This is a genomic window from Streptomyces sp. NBC_00503 (assembly GCF_036346895.1).
GTDB lineage: Bacteria > Actinomycetota > Actinomycetes > Streptomycetales > Streptomycetaceae > Streptomyces.
Map to the genome: position 1 here is coordinate 6,729,245 of NZ_CP107855.1, position 16,095 is coordinate 6,745,339.

Sequence of the window (16,095 nt, forward strand, 5' to 3'; positions counted from 1 at the left end):
GCCGGCCCGTGCGCGGCGAAGGGGGCGAGCCGGTCAGGCGGTGGGGTGGGCGGAGGGTACCTGCTGGGTGATGCAGTGGACGCCACCGCCGCCGTACGCGATCACGCGCGAGCGGACGCCGACGACCTTGAGGCCGGGCAGTGCGGCCGCGATGACCGCGAGCGCGCCCTCGTCCTCGGGGGTGTCGGCGACCGGTACGACGACGCCGCCGTTGGCGATGTAGAAGTTGAGGTAGCCGACCTCCGTCTCCCTGCCGTCGACCTCGACGAGGTTGCTCTGCGGCAGGTCGATGATCTCGAACGGGCGCCCGGCGGCGTCGGTGGCCGACTCCAGGACGGCGCGGTTCACACGCATGCGCTCGTAGTCGGGGTGGGCGGGGTCGCTCGGGAGGGAGACGAGGACCTTGCCGGGGGCGACGAAGGCGGCGACGCCGTCCACGTGACCGTCGGTCTCGGTGTCCAGCAGGCCGCCGTACGGGAGCCAGATCACCTTGGTGACACCGAGGCGGGCGATCAGCTCGGCCTCGATCTCCTCCTTGGTCAGGTCCGGGTTGCGGTTCGGGTGCAGGAGGCACTGCTCGGTGGTGATCAGGGTGCCTTCGCCGTCCACGGTGATCGCCCCGCCCTCGAGGATCATCCGGGAGTCGATGCGGTCCACGCCGAAGTGGTCCAGCAGGGCGCCGGCGATCTTGTCATCGGTGTCGTAGGGGAAGTGCTTGCCGCCCCAGGCGTTGAAGCGGAAGTCGACGCCCGCCCGCTCGCCGTTTTGTCCGAGCACGAAGATCGGTCCGGAGTCGCGGAACCAGGAGTCGTCGATCGGGAGCTCGATCACGGTGACGCCCTCGCCGCACAGCTCGCGGGCCTCGGCGCCGCTGCCGGGCAGGGCGACCATGGTGACCGGCTCGAACTCGGCGATCGCCGAGGCGACCCGGGCGTACTCCGCCTTGACCTCGGCGAAGACGTCGCCCCACAGCTCCTGCCGTGTCGGCCAGGCCATCAGGCAGCCTTCGTGGTCGGTCCACTCGGCCGGCATCCGGAAGGTAGTCATGATCTTCTCCTGTTTGAAAATTTAGTCAGTATTCGCGACGGGGACACGCGATCGCCGCGGGCAAGAGGTGTGATGATGTGCCCGCATCCTCCACCGAACTGAAAATTCAGTCAATGGTTCTGGCCAAGCTGATGCGGAATCGGCCATGCCGGGTATCGGGCGGGTCGATCCCCCTCTCCCACCCCGAGGGGAGGTGAGGGGGAGAGGGGGATGTGAATGCGCATGATCGCGACATATTCACCGGAAATATCGCCCCTGATGTTACGGTCAGGAAAAAGCCCCAGGTGGCGGACCCGACGGGTAGAGTGACCCCTCGTGTCAGACCGTCGAACCGAAATACTCAGAGCCGCCACGCGAGTGATCGCGCGACGCGGCGTGCGCGGGCTCCGCGTGGGGGAGCTGGCAGCCGAGGCGGGCGTGTCCACCTCACTGATCTACTACCACTTCACCGACCGCGCCGGGATCCTGCGCCGGACCCTGGAGTTCATCAGCGACCGCGCCGAGCGCTACACCGCCGAGCGCGAAGCGGGCCTGGACGAGCCCGAGAGCCCCCGCGCCGAGCTGACGCAAGTCCTCCTCCTCGAACTCCAGGACACCCCGGAGGTCCGCGAGAACAGCACGGCCTGGGGCGAGCTCAGGGCCAGCGCCGTCTTCGACCCCGACCTGCGCGAGGACGTCGCCAAGGCCACGCACAGCTGGGTCCACGAGATCTCCTACCTCCTGGCCCAGGCCCGCCCCATCGGCACCGCCCCGCAGCACGCGGCCGCCGCCGAACGGCTGACGGCCCTGCTCGAAGGCCTCAGCGTGCGCTGGCTCAGCGGCTCCCTGCCCCTGGAACACGCCCGCCGCCTCCTCGCCGACGCGATCGACGCGGAGCTGGACGCCTAATGCCCGCAGCGACCGACGGGCCCGCGGAGCTTGTCCTCCTGGACGCCCTGGAACTGGCCTGCGACCCCGAGCGGGCGGCCCGGTCCGGCGCGCAGGCGCACCGGATCCTGGCCGAGCTGGTGGCCGGGGGAGCGGCCCTGGGCTGGGTGGAGCCGCCCGCGCCCGAAGAGATCACGGAGCTCCTCGAACACGTCGTAGCCGCCGTACGGGCCGGGGACGCGGCCCTGCGCGCCGCCTACCTCGGACCCCGGCTCGTCGGGCTGGGGTACTGGCAGCGCTACGCGCGCCCCACCCACCGGCCGCACGCGGACCTGGAGAAGGTCGCGGTCGACCCCGGGATCCACGGCCGCGGCATCGGCCGGGCGCTGACGGCCGCCCTGATCGAGGACGCCCGGACGGCCGGCATCGAGGTCCTGACCCTGGACGCGCGCGGGGACAACGAGCGCGCCCTGGGGCTCTACGCCTCGCTGGGCTTCACCGAGTACGGGCGGCTGCCCGATTTCGTGGCCGTCGGCGAACGCCGGTACGACAAGGTGTTCTGCATGCTGGACTTCCGCCGGACCCCGTAGGGCTCTTGGGGTGCCTTCGTTCAAGTGGGGCCTCGACGGCCCCACTTGAACGAAAGGGCCTACAGGAAGTACAGGCGGCTGAGCGAGATGGAGTCGGCCGGCTCCGAGACCAGCGGTTCGCCGTCCAGCGACACCAGACCCGTGCCGGGGTGTACGTCGACACTGCCGGTACGGGCGTTTCGGAGCATGTCCTTCGGTCCGATGCCCCGGGTCCCGCGGACCGCGACGCGACGCCGCCGGGTAGGCATCAGGTCGCCGTTCTGGACGGCCGCCTCCGCGACGAACGCCACGGATATGTCGGCCGCGGTGGCCCCGTACGCGCCGAACTGCGGTCCGAGGACCAGCGGTTCGCAGCGGTCCGTGGAGGCGTTCGGATCGCCGGTGACCCCGTAGGCCGGGAAACCGCCCTTGAGCACCAACTGGGGCTTGGCGCCGAAGTACTGGGGCCACCACATGACGAGGTCCGCGAGCTTGCCGACCTCGATCGAGCCCACCTCGTGCGAGAGGCCGTGGGCGATGGCCGGGTTGATGGTCAGCTTCGCCATGTACCGCAGCACGCGCTCGTTGTCGTCGCCGCTCTGCGCCGTGCCGTACGAACCCTCGCCGTCCAGGGGGCCCAGCTCGGTCTTCATCTTCCCGGCCATGGCGAACGTACGGCGTACGGTCTCGCCCGCGCGGCCCATGCCCTGGGCGTCCGAGGAGGTGATCCCGATGACCCCGAGGTCGTGCAGGATGTCCTCCGCGCCCATGGTTCCGGCGCGGATCCGGTCGCGGGCCATGGCGGCGTCGCCGGGCAGGTCGACCTTGAGGTCGTGGGCCGAGACGATCATGCCGAAGTGCTCGGCCAGCGCGTCCCGGCCGAAGGGCAGGGTCGGGTTGGTGGAGGAGCCGATGACGTTGGGAACGCCGGCCATCTTCAGGACGTTGGGGACGTGTCCGCCGCCGCAGCCCTCGATGTGGAAGGCGTGGATGGTGCGGCCGTCCAGGACGCGCAGGGTGTCCTCGACGGAGAGGCACTCGTTCAACCCATCCGTGTGCAGGGCGACTTGAACGTCGTGTTCCTCGGCGACGCGCAGGGCGGTGTCCAGGGCGCGGGTGTGGGCGCCCATGTCCTCGTGGACCTTGAAGCCGGAGGCTCCGCCCTCGGCCAGGGCCTCGATCAGCGGGGCCGGGTCGGAGGAGGAACCGCGGGCCAGGAAGCCGATGTTGACGGGCCAGGCGTCGAAGGCGTTGAAGGCGTGCTTGAGCGCCCACGGGGAGTTGACGCCGACCGCCCAGACCGGGCCGAACTCCTGGCCGATGATCGTGGTGACACCGGACGCCAGCGAGGCCTCCATGATGCGCGGGGAGAGCAGGTGCACATGGGTGTCGATGGCCCCGGCGGTGACGATCATGCCCTCGCCGGAGACGATCGTGGTGCCGGTACCGACGACCACGTCCACCCCGTCCAGGGTGTCCGGGTTCCCGGCCCGGCCGATCGCGTGGATGCGGCCCTCCCGGATGCCGATGCTGGTCTTGCGGATCCCGAGGACGGCGTCGATGACCAGGGCGTTGCTGATCACGATGTCGCACGTCTCGCGGACGGCGGCGGCCTTGAGGTGCAGGCCGTCTCGGGCGGTCTTGCCGAAGCCGGCCAGGAACTCGTCCCCGGGCTTCTGGGAATCGGACTCCACGCGCACGATGAGCCCGGAGTCCCCGAGCCGGATCCGGTCCCCGGCCCGGGGGCCGTGGACCGCCATGTAGTCGTGCGGATCGATGCTGTCGGCCGGGGCGGCGCCCGGACGGCCGTGGCAGCCCGCCGAGTCGAAGACACTGGCGCTCATGACTGCTGCTCCTCCTGGTATTCGGTGAGGTACCCCGTGGCACGGGCCTTGGCCAGGGCGGCCTCGCGGGCGCCGGGCGCGTCCAGGGGGCCGTCGACCAGCCCCGCGAAACCGATGGCCACGCGCGCCCCGCCGATGGGTACGAGCTCCACCTCCACGGTGGCGCCGACGTCGAAGCGGACCGAGGAACCCGCCGGCACGGCGAGCCGGGAGCCGTAGGCTGCGCCCCGGTCGAAGGCGAGGCGCGGGTTCGTCTCGAAGAAGTGGAAGTGCGAGGTGACGCTGATCGGCACGCTGGAGGTGTTGCGCACGCGCAGCCGGATCGTCGCCTCGGCGGGCTCGTAGCCGGCGCCGTCCCCGGGCAGCCCGGCGCCGGGGGCGTCGGCCCCGAGGGAACCCTCCTGCCGGAAGGGGTCGTCGATGACGCAGAGCCTCGTACCGTCGTCGAAGACGGCCTCGACCTGGATCGAGGTGACCACGTCGGGCACCCCGGGCAGCACCTCGTCGGCGCTCAGCACGTGGCGTCCCGCGGCGATCGCCTCGGCCAGCCTGCGGCCGTCCCGCGCCGCCTCGCACACGGTGTCGGTGATCAGCGCGGTCGCCTCGGGAACGTTGAGCTTCACGCCCCGGGCGCGTCGGGCACGGGCCAGCTCGGCCGCCGTGAAGATCAGCAGCCGGTCCCGCTCGGTCGGTGTCAGTCGCATGCGGCCTCATCTGTGAAGGGATCGGGCGGCCGGGGGCCGGCCGCGGGGCGGCGGTCCGAAAGGGACGGCCTACGGGAGCGGCTCGTGCATCGTGGAGCAGTGGATGCCGCCGCCGCCGGCCATCAGGCGGTCCACGTCGAGCTGGACCACGGTGCGGCCGGGGAAGGCCGCCGCCAGGGTCTGCTTGGCCGCCGCGTCCTTCTCCCGGTCGCCGAACTGGGCGGTGATGACAGCCCCGTTGACCACGTGGAAGTTGAGGTAGGAGTCCACGAACTGCGGGTTCTTGGACCGCACGGTGTCCGGACCGGCCACCTGGACGACCTTCAGCCGCCGGCCCCGGGCGTCGGTGGCCTCGGAGAGGATCGACAGCTGCTGGCGGGCGTCGCGCGCCCAGACGTCGCCCCGGTCCGCCGGAGGCACCTGCACCATCACGACGCCCGGCCCGATGAACCGCGAGGTCACGTCGATGTGGTCGTCGGTGATGTCCTTGCCCTTGATCCCGGGCACCCAGATCATCCTGTCCGCGCCGTAGGCGTGCAGGACGGCTTCCTCGATCTCGGCCCGGCTCATGCCCCGGTTGCGGTTCTTGTTGACCAGGCTGCTCTCGGTGGCCATCACGGTGCCGTCGCCGTCGGTCTCGATCGCACCGCCCTCGCCGACGAAGTCGGTCCTGCTGAAGGGGAGGTACCCGTCGTGCGCGACGAGTTCGGCGACGTCGGCGTCGTAGGCGTGCGTCTGCTTGTTGCCCCAGCCGTTGAAGTTCAGGCCGATCGCGTCGAGCCCGCCGCGGCCGTCCCGGCGGAAGACGGGGGCGATGTCGCGCATCCAGAGGTCGTCGGTGGGGATCGAGGTGAGCACCGTGACCGCGGGGCCGCACCAGGAACGGGCCGTGGCGGCCGTGTAGGAGTCCGGCGCGCACATGACGACGGGCTCGTAGCGCGCGATGGTCTTGGCGATCAGCGCGATGTCCTCCTGGACCCCGCTGAGCGCGCGGCCGCCCCAGATGGACGAACGTGACGGCCAGGACATCCAGGTGCGCGCGTGGGGGACGTCGTCGCGGTCCACCCACCAGCGCGGCAGCGCCGGGTTCGCGGGCCGGGGCGCCGCCGATGCCATCGAGGCCGCCGAACCGCCCAGCACCGCACCCGCCGCGCCGAGGCCTGCGGCGCCCAGGACGCGCCGACGGGAGGGCGCGGCTCCGAAGAGCCGGCTGACGAGGGAGCGGCTGGCGCCGGGGGAGTCGCTCATCGGTATTTCTCCAGATCAGGGGTGCGTGCCGGTTTCGGCCACGGCTCGCACTCTGTCACTGACTGAAAATTCAGTCAAGCTTCATGGCGTGGGTGGGCCCAGGGGCTGGTCGGGGGTGTGATCGGGAGGGTCGCGAGTGGGGCGGGGCCCTGTCGGGCCGCCGCAGGGCGGCCGGGGTGCCCGTCAGGGGCGGGCGGCCGGATCAGGTCCGGGCGAGGCGGTCCAGCTCGGCGTCGATGGCCGAAGACATCAGCTCGCGGGCGTGCTCCAGGGGCAGGCTGCCGCTGAGCCAGCGCGAGCTCAGCCCCTCCACCAGGGCCGTCAGCCGCTCGGCGGTGCCGGCGAGGGCCGCCGCGCCGGCCATGGGGCGGACGCGGCCGAGCAGCTCGCCCACTTCCTGGACCCATACGAGCGTCGCCCGCGCGAGGTCTTCCCGCAGGTCGGGGTCGAACACCGCGCTGGCCCGGAGCTCTCCCCAGGCCGTGCTGTTCTCCCGCACCCCGGGTGTGTCCTGGAGCTCCAGGAGGAGCGTCTGCTCCAGCTCGCCCCGGGCGTCCAGCGGCTCCTCGCCGGGATCGCGCTCCGTGGTGTACCGCGCCGCGCGGTCGTTGATGAACTCCAGCGTCGCGCGCAGGATCCCCGCGCGGTCCTTGAAGTGGTAGTAGATCAGGGCCGTGGACACCCCGGCCTCCGCGGCGAGTTCCTCCACGCGCAGGCCTCGGACGCCGCGCCGGACGATGACCCGCGCGGCCCCTTCCATGATTGCTGTTCGACGGTCAGCCACGATCCGACACCCTACCCGCAGCCCGGCCCCTCGGGTGAGGGGTGGATTGACTGAATATCTAGTCAGTGCAACAGTGGGGCCGGTCGGATCGGCAAATGCCGCATTCCGTCATTGCGCATCCTGCTTTCGAGATCCACTTTCGAGATCCGTTTTCGAGGCACGGGCCGTGTCGCCGCCCGTCCGCTGCGCGCGCACGCTAGAGCTGGGCCAACCGCTACTCATGGGCGGACAGCCTGCTCAGTGGCGTCCCCCAGCGCCCCCTGTAGCCCCCAGTCGCATGCCGGAGCTTCCTGTGTTGAATCCCCCCATGTCCCGCCGCACCGCACTGCGCTCCCTCGCCGGAATCGGCGGAGCGATCGCCCTCGGAGCCGCCGCTTGCGCTCCCTCCGACCCGGGCGAGGCCGAGAACTCACCCGCCCCCGGAGACACGGCCGACGGCCGTCGCTTCGGTGCCGAGTGGGAGAGCCACGCCCGCACCTTCATGTCCTGGCCGGCCCTGGAGCGGGTCTGGGGCGAGATGCTCCCCGGAGTCCGCGAGGACATCGCCCGGGTGGCGCGCGCGGTCGGCGAGTACGAGCCCGTCGTGATGATGGCCCGCCCCGAGCAGGTGGCCGCGGCGCAGAAGGCCTGCGGATCGCAGGTCGAGGTCATTGCGCTCGCGGTCGACGACCTCTGGGCGCGCGACACCGTACCGGTGTTCGTGGAGGAGCCGGGCAAGCTGCTCGGCATCGACTTCAACTTCAGCGGCTGGGGCAACAAGCAGGAACACCGCAACGACGGTCAGGTCGGCAAGCTGCTGCTCGCGAAGTACGGCATCCAGCGGGTGCAGGCTCCGCTGGTCGCCGAGGGCGGCTCCTTCGAGACCGACGGCGTCGGCACGCTGCTGGTCACCGAGAGCTCCGTGGTCAACAAGAACCGCAACCCCGGAAAGAGCCGCGACCAGATTGAAGCCGAGCTGAAGAGCACCCTCGGCATCAAGAAGGTCATCTGGCTCGCCGGAGTCCGCGGCCAGGACATCACGGACGCGCACGTCGACAGCCTCGTACGGTTCACCGAGCCGGGCGTGGTCCTGCTGGACCAGGCGCACGCGGACTCCCCGCCGGACGTCTGGTCCCGCGCGGCCGACCAGGCGCGGTCGGTGTTCAAGGACGCGACGGACGCCCGCGGCAAGAAGCTGGAGGTCGTCGACCTCCCGCAGCCCGACCTGGAGAAGATCACCGGCCGCGGCGACGCGTTCGTCTCCACGTACGCGAACTTCTACGTGGCCAACGGCTCCCTCTTCATGCCGCAATTCGGCGACGCCCAGGCGGACGCCCGCGCGAAGAGCATCCTCCAGGAGCACTTCCCCAAGCGGGAGGTCGTCATGGTGAAGATCGACACCATCGCCTCGGGCGGCGGCGGGATCCACTGCTCCACGCACGACGAGCCGGGGAAGCCGGCGGCGTAGTCGGGGGTGGCGGGGTCACTCGACCGTCTCGACCCTCACGGAAGGGGGCAGGGAGTCGAGACCGTCGAGACGGGACCGGGGGGCCTTGATCCAGCACTCCAGGCCGGGGAGCTCAGCCAGAGGCGAGACGTCGATGGAACCCCCGTCCGTCATGTCGCCGATGAACCGACAGGAGCGCAGGGCGGGGAAGGCGCGTGGCAGCCGGTTCAACGCCTGCTGCGTGACCCATGTCCCGTGGATGTCACTGAGGTGGATTGCGACGACGTGGGCCAGGACCGTGCCACCGGGAAGCGTCGCGAACGAGGTCGCGTCCAGGGTCAGGATCTGGAGTCTGGGAAGACGGGCGAGCTCCTGCCAGTCCTCGGTCGAGAGCCGGCCGAACCCGATGCCGAAGGAGGTGAGTTCCGTGAAGCGGCCCAGTCCCCTCAGGCCGCCCTCGGAGCCGACCTCCCCGAGCAGGTGCAGGACCCGAAGCGGCGCACTCGGATGCAGGGCTTCCAGGGACCAGGTCATGTCGGCCGGATCGTTGACCGTCAGACTCGAAAGCTCCGCCAGCCGTGTCAATACGTGCAGATCCATGGGTGCCCAGGAGTCGATGGTCAGGTCCCGGAGCGGGAGGCCCCCAAGAGGGGAGAGATCGACGAGGCGCTGGCAGCCGGAGAGCTCGAGGGATTCGAGCCCCGGCTGTCCGGCCAGGAACCCCAGATCCGTCAGTGGGTGGTCGACGATCTTGAGATCTGTCACCGCGTGCCGGGAGAGGTACGAGCCCAGAGCGTCCGTGGAAACGCCTGCCCTGACGTCCAGGAGGCCCGGCAGGACTCCCAGGCGCTCCAGATGCTGCAGCTGTTCGTCGGACGTCACCGTGTAGTCGAGCGAGATCGGATCCAGCCGGGCGATGACCTCGTCCGCGTACCGGGCGCTGTCGAAGCGGGACCACGCCCACATGAGCTGGCTGCGGAGCGAGAGGAACGGGTGCTCGGCGAACCGGCCGAGGAAATCCAGGGCCGTGTCCGATCCGGTGTGCGAGGCCGCGATCACCGAGTAGTAGGCGTCCAGCGGGTCGAGCTCCTCGGGGCCGGGCAGCAGGCCGAGGATGAGCGGACCCACCTCCCCCAGCGCCCGGGCCTCGATCTCGCTGCGCGGCGGGATCAGCCTGGCCATGCGTTCCTCCACCGCCTCCCGAACGGCCGGATCCAGCGTCGTGGCGTGCTCCAGGCAGGCGGCGGCGAGCAGGTAGACGCGGGCCTGGCTCCGCCGGTCGTCGGTGCGGTCACCCAGGGACAGCAGGTCCTGGAAGAGCGCGACGCGCTCGCGCGGCCGGGCGAGGGCGACCGCCATGCGGATGACGTCCTCCCACTGGTCGTCGGCGGCGTGGGCGGTGAGCAGGCCGAAGTCGCCCTCCTCCACGGCGGCCCGCGCTCCGAGGAAGTCCTGGAAGGTGCGGTGGACGAAGTCGACCGTCCCGGGGGCCGGTTCGCGGAGCAGGCCGCTGCGCAGGAGGAGGTGGTCGAAGACGGCCACGGCGTCGCCCATGGCGGCCGCCTCGGGAATCGCGGGCAGGGCCCGGGCGATGATGTCCTCGGCCTGTGAACGGTCGATCTCCGTACGGCCGTTCTTGACCAGCCAGTACGCGAGCCGCTGCAGCAGGTCCAGTTGGGGCTCTTCGCGGAGGTCGGGGACCGGCATGTCGCGCTCCCGGTCGCGGCGGCTGATGAGCATCGACAGCGCGGCCTCGTACAAGTCCTTGCGCCCGTGCGGGAGATAGCCGTGCCGGTCGCGGTGGAGCGCGCAGATCAGCCCGCACATCAGGGGGTTGGTGGCCAGCAGGCCCAGGTCCGGCTTGCTGCGGACATCTCTCAGTAGCTGGGCCTCGTATCCGTCGAGGTCCGCGTCCTCGGCCGTCCCCGTGCGGGCGGCCGCGTGCCAGCGCCGGATGAAGGCGGCGATGTCGGCCGGGCCCATGGAGGACAGCGCCAGTTCGGTGAACCCGTCCTCGGCGAGCCAGTCCTGGCCCACGGCCGAGGGCCGGGAGGTGACGAGCCAGCGGTTGTCGCCGTCGTACGTCTCGGTCAGATCGCGGAGCCAGCGCCGGGTCCTTGCCCGCTCGGCTTCCGGGATTTCGTCGATGCCGTCGATCAGGACCAGTCCCCGCCCGGCGCCGAGCACCCGGTGCTCCCACCCGGCGGGCTGGGTGCCGGCGAGGGGACAGCCGATCGCGCCGAGGAACTCCTTGGGGGTGGGCAGCGGGCCGCCGTGGCGGGAGAGCGTGCGCAGCGGCAGGACGAAGGGGATCCGGTGGCGCAGGTATGCGGGCTGCCCCTCTTCCTCGCGTGCGGCGGAGACGGCCAGCCACTGGATGAGCGTCGTCTTGCCCGAGCCCGCCTCCCCGCGCAGGAGGACTCGGTGCTTGCGCGCCAGCACCTGGTCCGCGGGTTGGGATTCCGGCGGCCGGTGCATCAGGGGCCGGGCGCCCTGTTCCACGTCCTCGGGGGAGTCGGCCGCAGCCCCGCCCAGGGGCGCCGCCTCCAGGCTCAGGTACGCCACGTCCAGCGGCCACCGGGTCGGGGAGTTCTTGAGGTCGATCCCGTAGATGGTGAGCTTGCCGTGCTTCTTCGCGATGTAGGGCAGGTACGAGGCCTCGAACGCGAGGTCCGCGGCGTCGGGCAGCGGCGTCCGCCGGATCAACTCGTCCGTCTTCGCCGTCAGTTCGTCCAGATCCCGGGTCTGGCGGACCAGCGCGTGGGCGACGAACGTGCTGCGCCGGGTGAAGAACTCCAGGATGTGGCGGGCCGCGAGGGCGAGCAGGGCCTCGTAGAAGTGGGTGGCGTCGGCAGAGAGGTGGCGCTCCGGCCGGCCGCCCGCGCGGCGCAGTTCGCGGGCGAAGGCCTCCGGGCCGAGGCGGACGGCGTCCACATCGGTGATCGTGAGGTCGCCGAGGGCGTGCAGCGTCGAGGCGAGGGCGTCGGTGACGGCCTCCTGTTCGTCCGCCGGGATGCGGCCTTCGTCCGTGCGCAGGGCCTGTTCGACGAGGGTGGCGGCCAGGCCGCGCACGTCGGACTCGGTGAGGGTGCGCTTCTCGCCCTTGAAGGAGACGTAGCCGCTGAGGCGGATCGGCTTGTCGACCAGGCCCGCTCCCGGGGCGTCCGCGAGGAAGAACTTCTTCACGAGCGGGCCGATGACGGACGATGCCAGCTTCAGTCCGATGGCTGTGGGTTCCACGTGTGCCCCCCGTAGAGCTGTGATCGGTGCCGGCACGATCTTAAGGTGCCGAGATGTCGCCCCACCGGCGTATACGCGTGCGCAGAGCCGGGCCGGGTGGGGGCGGGCTGCGGCATCATGGGCCCGGAACCAGGTGAGGGGGAGCGGTGGCACAGGACGAGGTGCGCGGCAGTGTCGTGGTGGCCGGGCGGTACCGCCTGGAAGAGCGGCTGGGCCGGGGCGGGATGGGCACGGTCTGGCGGGCCGCCGACGAACTGCTCGGGCGGCCGGTCGCCGTCAAGGTGCTCTATGTGGGCGAGGGCGACGAGGACGGCGGTGTGGCGGCCGGAGCCCTGCGCGAGGCGCGCGCCGTCGCGCTTGTCAGGCACCCCCACGTCGTCGTGGTCCACGACGTCATCGAGCACGACGGGCACCCGTGCATCGTCATGGAACTGGTCGACGGCGGCTCGCTCGCCGGCCTGATCTCCGCCGGGAAGACCCTCACCCCGGTCGAGGCAGCCAGGACCGGGCTCGCCCTGCTCGGCGCCCTGACCGCGGCCCACGGCCGGGGCGTCCTCCACCGCGACGTCAAACCGGCCAACGTCCTCATGGAGGCGGGCACCGGCCGCGTGGTGCTCACCGACTTCGGCATCGCCCGCCTCTCCGGAGCCACCACGATCAGCGAGACGGGCGGCTTCGTCGGCTCACCCGAATACACCGCCCCCGAACGGATGCAGGGCGCCGAGGCCGGCCCGGCCTCCGACCTGTGGTCGCTCGGCACGCTGCTGTGCGCCGCGATGGCCGGGGAGTCGCCCTTCCGCCGCGATTCGCTGGGCGGGATCCTGCACGCCGTGGTGTCCGCCGAGATCCGGCCGCCTTCGCAGGCCGGCCCGCTGCTCCCGGTCATCCGGGGCCTGCTGGAACGCGATCCGGAGCGCCGGACGACTGCGCCCGAGGCGGAGCGGCTGCTGTCGGCCTACCTGGCCGGCGGGAGCGGCGGCCTCGCGACCGCCGACCGGGTGCCTGCGGACCGGGCCCCTGCGGACCGGACGGCCGTGGGCCGGGCATCCGTGGACGGGGCGCTCACTGGCCGTGACACCACCGAAAAGGCTCCGGTTGTTGATCAGTTGACGTTGCGCCAGCCCGCGACCGCGCGCCCTGTCCTGCGCTTCGGACTGATCGCGGCGGCCTTGGTCCTGACTGCCGCCGGGTCGGTGGCCGCCACCTCGCTGTTCGGTGACGGGAAGCCGGATGCCGCATCCGCGCGGGAGGTCCCGACCGGGGTCCCCGGCGCGTCCGCGCCGCAGTCGCCCTCCAGCAGTCCGGCGGCGAGCGCGAGCCCGGGCGGGAGCCCGGCGTTGAGCGCGCCGCAGCCCGGTACGGTGCCGGGCGCGCTGCCCGCCGGGTACCACACGGTCCGGGACCCGCAGGGCTTCGGCGTCGCCGTACCCGAGGGATACCAGCGGGCCACCGACGACCAACGCGTCTTCTACGTCTCCCCGGACGGCGCCTTCCGCATCGGGATCCGGGTCAAGATGCCGGTGCCCGGCGGGCCGCTCGGCGTGATGCGGCAGTCCCACGCGAACGGCCCGGACACCAACCCCGGCTACCGGGACGGCAAGGTCGTCTCCACGACCCATCAGCAACAGCCCGCCGCACTGTGGGAGTTCACCTGGAACGGCTTCAGCGCGGCCGAGGGGCCCCGGTACACCTACGACCTCTGCTGGGACCAGAACGGCCGGATGTACGACATCTGGGTCTCCGCGCCGGTGGGTGAACGCGTCGAGGCGAAGCACCAGTTCGACATCCTCGTCGCCACCTTTGCCCCCGGCGCGTCTGCCCCGCCCGGTTCCACCAGCCCCTGACGGCGCCGCTCAGGTACGCAGCACCACCAGGCCGTCGGCCGTCCGCAGGCTGCCCGGGACCAGCGGAGCGAAGGTGCGGGGGAGCGCCAGGCCCGGGAAGTCCCCGTCCGGCGGTGCGTCGAAGAGGTACGCCGCCTCCGAGGCGCTGTCGCTGACCAGGTGCGGCCCGTCGGCCTCCTGGGCGGCCCGGGTCAGCGGAGTCCGGAAGAGCCTGCGCAGGTGGCGCAGCGTCTCCGCGGAGACCGGCACCGGGTCGGCCGCCGGATCCGCCGCGGGCTGCGGCCCCGGCTCCCGGGGCTCCGTGGCGTCCGGGTCCGCGCCCGGGGCGGTGCCCGCGTCCCGGCCGTGCCCGGCATCGGAGGCCGGGTCCGTGACGGGGTCCGCTCCGGGGGCGGCGTCGGGCGGGATCGCCCCCGCCAGCAGCAGCGCCAGCAGGACCGGGACGGCCTTGCGCCGCAGCGCCTCGGTGGCCGGCCGCAGCCGGTGCGCGTGGGAGCCCGGCAGCGACAGCGCGAGGCTGCCGACCGTGTCGCCGAGCGCGAGGGGCACCGCCGCGCAGACCACGCCGGGGGAGTATTCGCGCAGGTCGAAGACGGGCGCGCCCGGGGCCACCGCGTCGAGCGCCGTGAACAGGGCCCGGCTGTCGGTGATGGTCCGCTCGGTGAGCCGGGCGGGCCGGTGGCGGGCCACGTGGTCGGCGCGGCCGTCGTGGTCGAGCTGGCTCAGCAGGCATTTGCCCACCGCGCTGGCGTGCGCGGCGTCCCGGAAGTCCACCCACTCCCGCACGGGCGGGGTGCCGGGCCCGTCCGCCATCTGGGTGATGCGGACCTCCCCCTCCGCGTACCGGCTGAGGTACACGGCCGCGCCCGCACTGTCCCTGGCCAGGGACAGGGTGTGCTGGAGCTGGCCCGCGAGGCCCCGGCCGAGGGCCGGTCCGGGGGCGTAGACCCCGACGCCGGGCCGGTACGCGTACCCCTCCTCGCAGAGCATCGAAAGCAGCGGCCCGAGCTCCGCCTCCGCCAGGCCGGCCTCCCGCCCCAGCCGGCCGGTCCGTACGCCGAGCGGCCGGCGTTCGAGGACGCGTACGAGGGCCAGGGCGCGGCGGGCCTGCGCCAGGGCCTCGCCGCCGCCGGGCTGTACGACGGTGCCGCGGGCCGCGGCCGTCAGCGAAGGGTGGCGCAGCGGGCCCGCGCCCGGCCTCTTCGCGGGCCGGTCCTCGGGCGGCCGTACCGGAGCGGCCGACGGGGGCAGGAAGGCGTCCAGCACCCGGGACAGCCCCGGCTTGGGCAGCGGCACCGGGCCCAGGTCGGGGTCGTCGAGCTGGTCGACGTAGCGCAGGACGGCCGCCTGTGCGCACAGCCGTACCTCCCGCAGGTCCCGGGGGCCGCCCGGGCGGAAGCGGCGGCGGCCCAGTTCGCGGGCCCAGATCCGGGCGTCGTGGTGCTCTCCGCGCCGGGAGTGGTCGAGGAAGAGGCAGTACGCGGCGTGCGTGGTCCGGGACCGGCCGGATCCGGCCGCGAACTGCCACCAGAAGCGGGCTCCTTCGCGCAGTCCGGCCAGGTGGAGCAGACAGCCGAAGACCACGGCTCCGGGCAGATCGGCGTGCCCGCCGGTCTCGAACGCGTCGAGCCGCTCCCGGGCCTTGGGCGCGCAGACGGAAGCCAGACAGGCGGCCTTGAGGTCGTGTCCCGCCCGCTCGGAGTCCAGCGGCACGTCCCGCGCGGGGTCGCACCAGCCCAACGACCGGCGCCGGCCGTGGGTTCCGCGCCGGCGGGGGACCGGCTGCGGTGACGCCGGAGCCAGGGAGCGGTCGCTGCGGACGCCGCCGTCGCCCCGCAGCAGCCGGGCCTCCGCCGCGCCCAGGTCGTAGTGCGGATAGCGGTCGCGTACGCCGGCCCGCGCCAGGAACTCGTCCAGGGAGCGCGGGAGTCCGCCGTCCTCGCGCCTGGTCCCGCGGCTCGTGCCCCGGCTCATGACTCGGCCGAGGTGTCGAGCAGCCGGGCGAGGCGCCGCTGCGCCTGGCCGAGCTGCGAGCGGACCGTGGCCTCGTCCACGCCCATCATGGCGGCGGCTTCGCCCGGGGTGCACTGGAGCCCGTACCTCAACAGCACGGTGTCGCGCTGCCGTTCGGCGAGCCGGGAGACGGCGGAGTAGAACCGGATGGTGTCGGTGAGCACCTCGTACTGGTCGGCTTCCACGGGGGCTTCCTTGAGCGCGGCCTCGAAGGCACTGATGTCCATCGGCTCCGGCCAGGGGGTGCGGTGGTACTGGCGGTCCGCAATCCGCTGCTTGAGCACGGTCCATGCGTACGCGTCGAGACGGTCCATGTGGAGCATCCGCAGCCACTCGCCCATGATCGAGTCGAAGGCCGAGTCGACCGCCTCCTCGGCTGCCGCGTCGGTACCCAGCTGCAGGTACGCGAACCGCATGTAGGCCGGGCGCCGGTCGGCGTGGAAGGCCCAGTACGACAAACGTGCCGTCGAATCCCACTGGGTCATGGGAGTCGGCCGCCTTCGCCGGCT

Annotated in this window: 11 protein-coding genes and 1 pseudogene; 4 read left to right on the forward strand and 8 right to left on the reverse strand. The window is 72.3% G+C overall.

The window, feature by feature from the left end; genetic code table 11:
- Positions 1-33: 33 nt before the first annotated feature.
- Positions 34-1,047 carry an agmatine deiminase family protein gene (locus OG490_RS30665; protein ID WP_330299510.1) on the reverse strand — a complete coding sequence of 338 codons (1,014 nt, stop codon included), beginning with the start codon at positions 1,045-1,047 and terminating at the stop codon, positions 34-36.
- A 315-nt stretch (positions 1,048-1,362) separates the two neighbouring features.
- On the opposite strand from OG490_RS30665, the gene OG490_RS30670 reads away from it, so the two are divergent.
- Both OG490_RS30670 and OG490_RS30675 read left to right on the forward strand, forming a co-directional pair.
- Complete coding sequence (locus OG490_RS30670) at positions 1,363-1,935, forward strand: TetR/AcrR family transcriptional regulator (protein ID WP_330299511.1); 573 nt, start codon at positions 1,363-1,365, stop codon at positions 1,933-1,935.
- Positions 1,935-2,504 (forward strand): GNAT family N-acetyltransferase, encoded by a 570-nt coding sequence (locus OG490_RS30675; RefSeq protein WP_330299512.1) that lies wholly within the window; start codon positions 1,935-1,937, stop codon positions 2,502-2,504. Before OG490_RS30670 ends, OG490_RS30675 begins: the two co-directional genes overlap by 1 nt.
- Positions 2,505-2,563: 59 nt before the next feature.
- Here OG490_RS30675 and OG490_RS30680 read toward each other — a convergent pair whose 3' ends face one another.
- From OG490_RS30680 to OG490_RS30695, 4 genes are all read right to left on the reverse strand, one after another.
- Positions 2,564-4,327, reverse strand: coding sequence for an urease subunit alpha (locus OG490_RS30680; RefSeq protein WP_443065896.1), 1,764 nt, complete (start codon positions 4,325-4,327; stop codon positions 2,564-2,566).
- The gene (locus OG490_RS30685; protein WP_330299513.1) at positions 4,324-5,031 is read right to left on the reverse strand and encodes an urease subunit gamma; all 708 of its coding nucleotides are present in this window, start codon (positions 5,029-5,031) and stop codon (positions 4,324-4,326) included. The genes OG490_RS30680 and OG490_RS30685 overlap by 4 nt, the downstream gene beginning before the upstream one ends.
- A 69-nt stretch (positions 5,032-5,100) precedes the next feature.
- Entirely contained in the window at positions 5,101-6,279 is a 1,179-nt protein-coding gene (locus tag OG490_RS30690; RefSeq protein ID WP_330299514.1) for an agmatine deiminase family protein, read from the reverse strand.
- 202 nt (positions 6,280-6,481) lie between these two features.
- Positions 6,482-7,039: a TetR/AcrR family transcriptional regulator gene (locus OG490_RS30695; RefSeq protein ID WP_371619860.1), complete on the reverse strand. Its 558-nt coding sequence runs from the start codon at positions 7,037-7,039 to the stop codon at positions 6,482-6,484.
- Positions 7,040-7,370: 331 nt separating this feature from the next.
- On the opposite strand from OG490_RS30695, the gene OG490_RS30700 reads away from it, so the two are divergent.
- On the forward strand, positions 7,371-8,510 hold the full coding sequence (locus OG490_RS30700) for an agmatine deiminase family protein (RefSeq protein ID WP_330299516.1): 1,140 nt from the start codon (positions 7,371-7,373) through the stop codon (positions 8,508-8,510).
- Positions 8,511-8,525: 15 nt separating this feature from the next.
- Here the strand turns inward: OG490_RS30700 and OG490_RS30705 are convergent, their stop codons facing one another.
- Positions 8,526-11,729, reverse strand: a complete 3,204-nt coding sequence (locus tag OG490_RS30705; RefSeq protein ID WP_330299517.1) for an NACHT domain-containing protein — start codon at positions 11,727-11,729, stop codon at positions 8,526-8,528.
- A gap of 224 nt (positions 11,730-11,953) precedes the next feature.
- Here OG490_RS30705 and OG490_RS30710 point away from each other — a divergent pair, with 224 nt between their 5' ends.
- On the forward strand, positions 11,954-13,573 hold the full coding sequence (locus OG490_RS30710; RefSeq protein WP_443065992.1) for a serine/threonine-protein kinase: 1,620 nt from the start codon (positions 11,954-11,956) through the stop codon (positions 13,571-13,573).
- 417 nt (positions 13,574-13,990) lie between these two features.
- Here the strand turns inward: OG490_RS30710 and OG490_RS30715 are convergent.
- Both OG490_RS30715 and OG490_RS30720 read right to left on the reverse strand, forming a co-directional pair.
- Positions 13,991-14,689, reverse strand: a pseudogene (locus tag OG490_RS30715) (IclR family transcriptional regulator domain-containing protein); the annotation flags it as partial.
- Between the two features lie 854 nt (positions 14,690-15,543).
- Positions 15,544-16,071, reverse strand: a complete 528-nt coding sequence (locus OG490_RS30720) for a sigma-70 family RNA polymerase sigma factor (RefSeq protein WP_330299519.1) — start codon at positions 16,069-16,071, stop codon at positions 15,544-15,546.
- Positions 16,072-16,095 lie beyond the last annotated feature (24 nt).

Coding starts and splice junctions, on each gene's coding strand:
- OG490_RS30680 (WP_443065896.1), bottom strand. CDS start 4,327: ATGAGCGCCAGTGTCTTCGACTCGGCGGGCTGCCACGGCCGTCCGGGC.
- OG490_RS30665 (WP_330299510.1), bottom strand. CDS start 1,047: ATGACTACCTTCCGGATGCCGGCCGAGTGGACCGACCACGAAGGCTGC.
- OG490_RS30685 (WP_330299513.1), bottom strand. CDS start 5,031: ATGCGACTGACACCGACCGAGCGGGACCGGCTGCTGATCTTCACGGCG.
- OG490_RS30710 (WP_443065992.1), top strand. CDS start 11,954: ATGGGCACGGTCTGGCGGGCCGCCGACGAACTGCTCGGGCGGCCGGTC.
- OG490_RS30700 (WP_330299516.1), top strand. CDS start 7,371: ATGTCCCGCCGCACCGCACTGCGCTCCCTCGCCGGAATCGGCGGAGCG.
- OG490_RS30690 (WP_330299514.1), bottom strand. CDS start 6,279: ATGAGCGACTCCCCCGGCGCCAGCCGCTCCCTCGTCAGCCGGCTCTTC.
- OG490_RS30695 (WP_371619860.1), bottom strand. CDS start 7,039: ATGGAAGGGGCCGCGCGGGTCATCGTCCGGCGCGGCGTCCGAGGCCTG.
- OG490_RS30675 (WP_330299512.1), top strand. CDS start 1,935: ATGCCCGCAGCGACCGACGGGCCCGCGGAGCTTGTCCTCCTGGACGCC.
- OG490_RS30720 (WP_330299519.1), bottom strand. CDS start 16,071: ATGACCCAGTGGGATTCGACGGCACGTTTGTCGTACTGGGCCTTCCAC.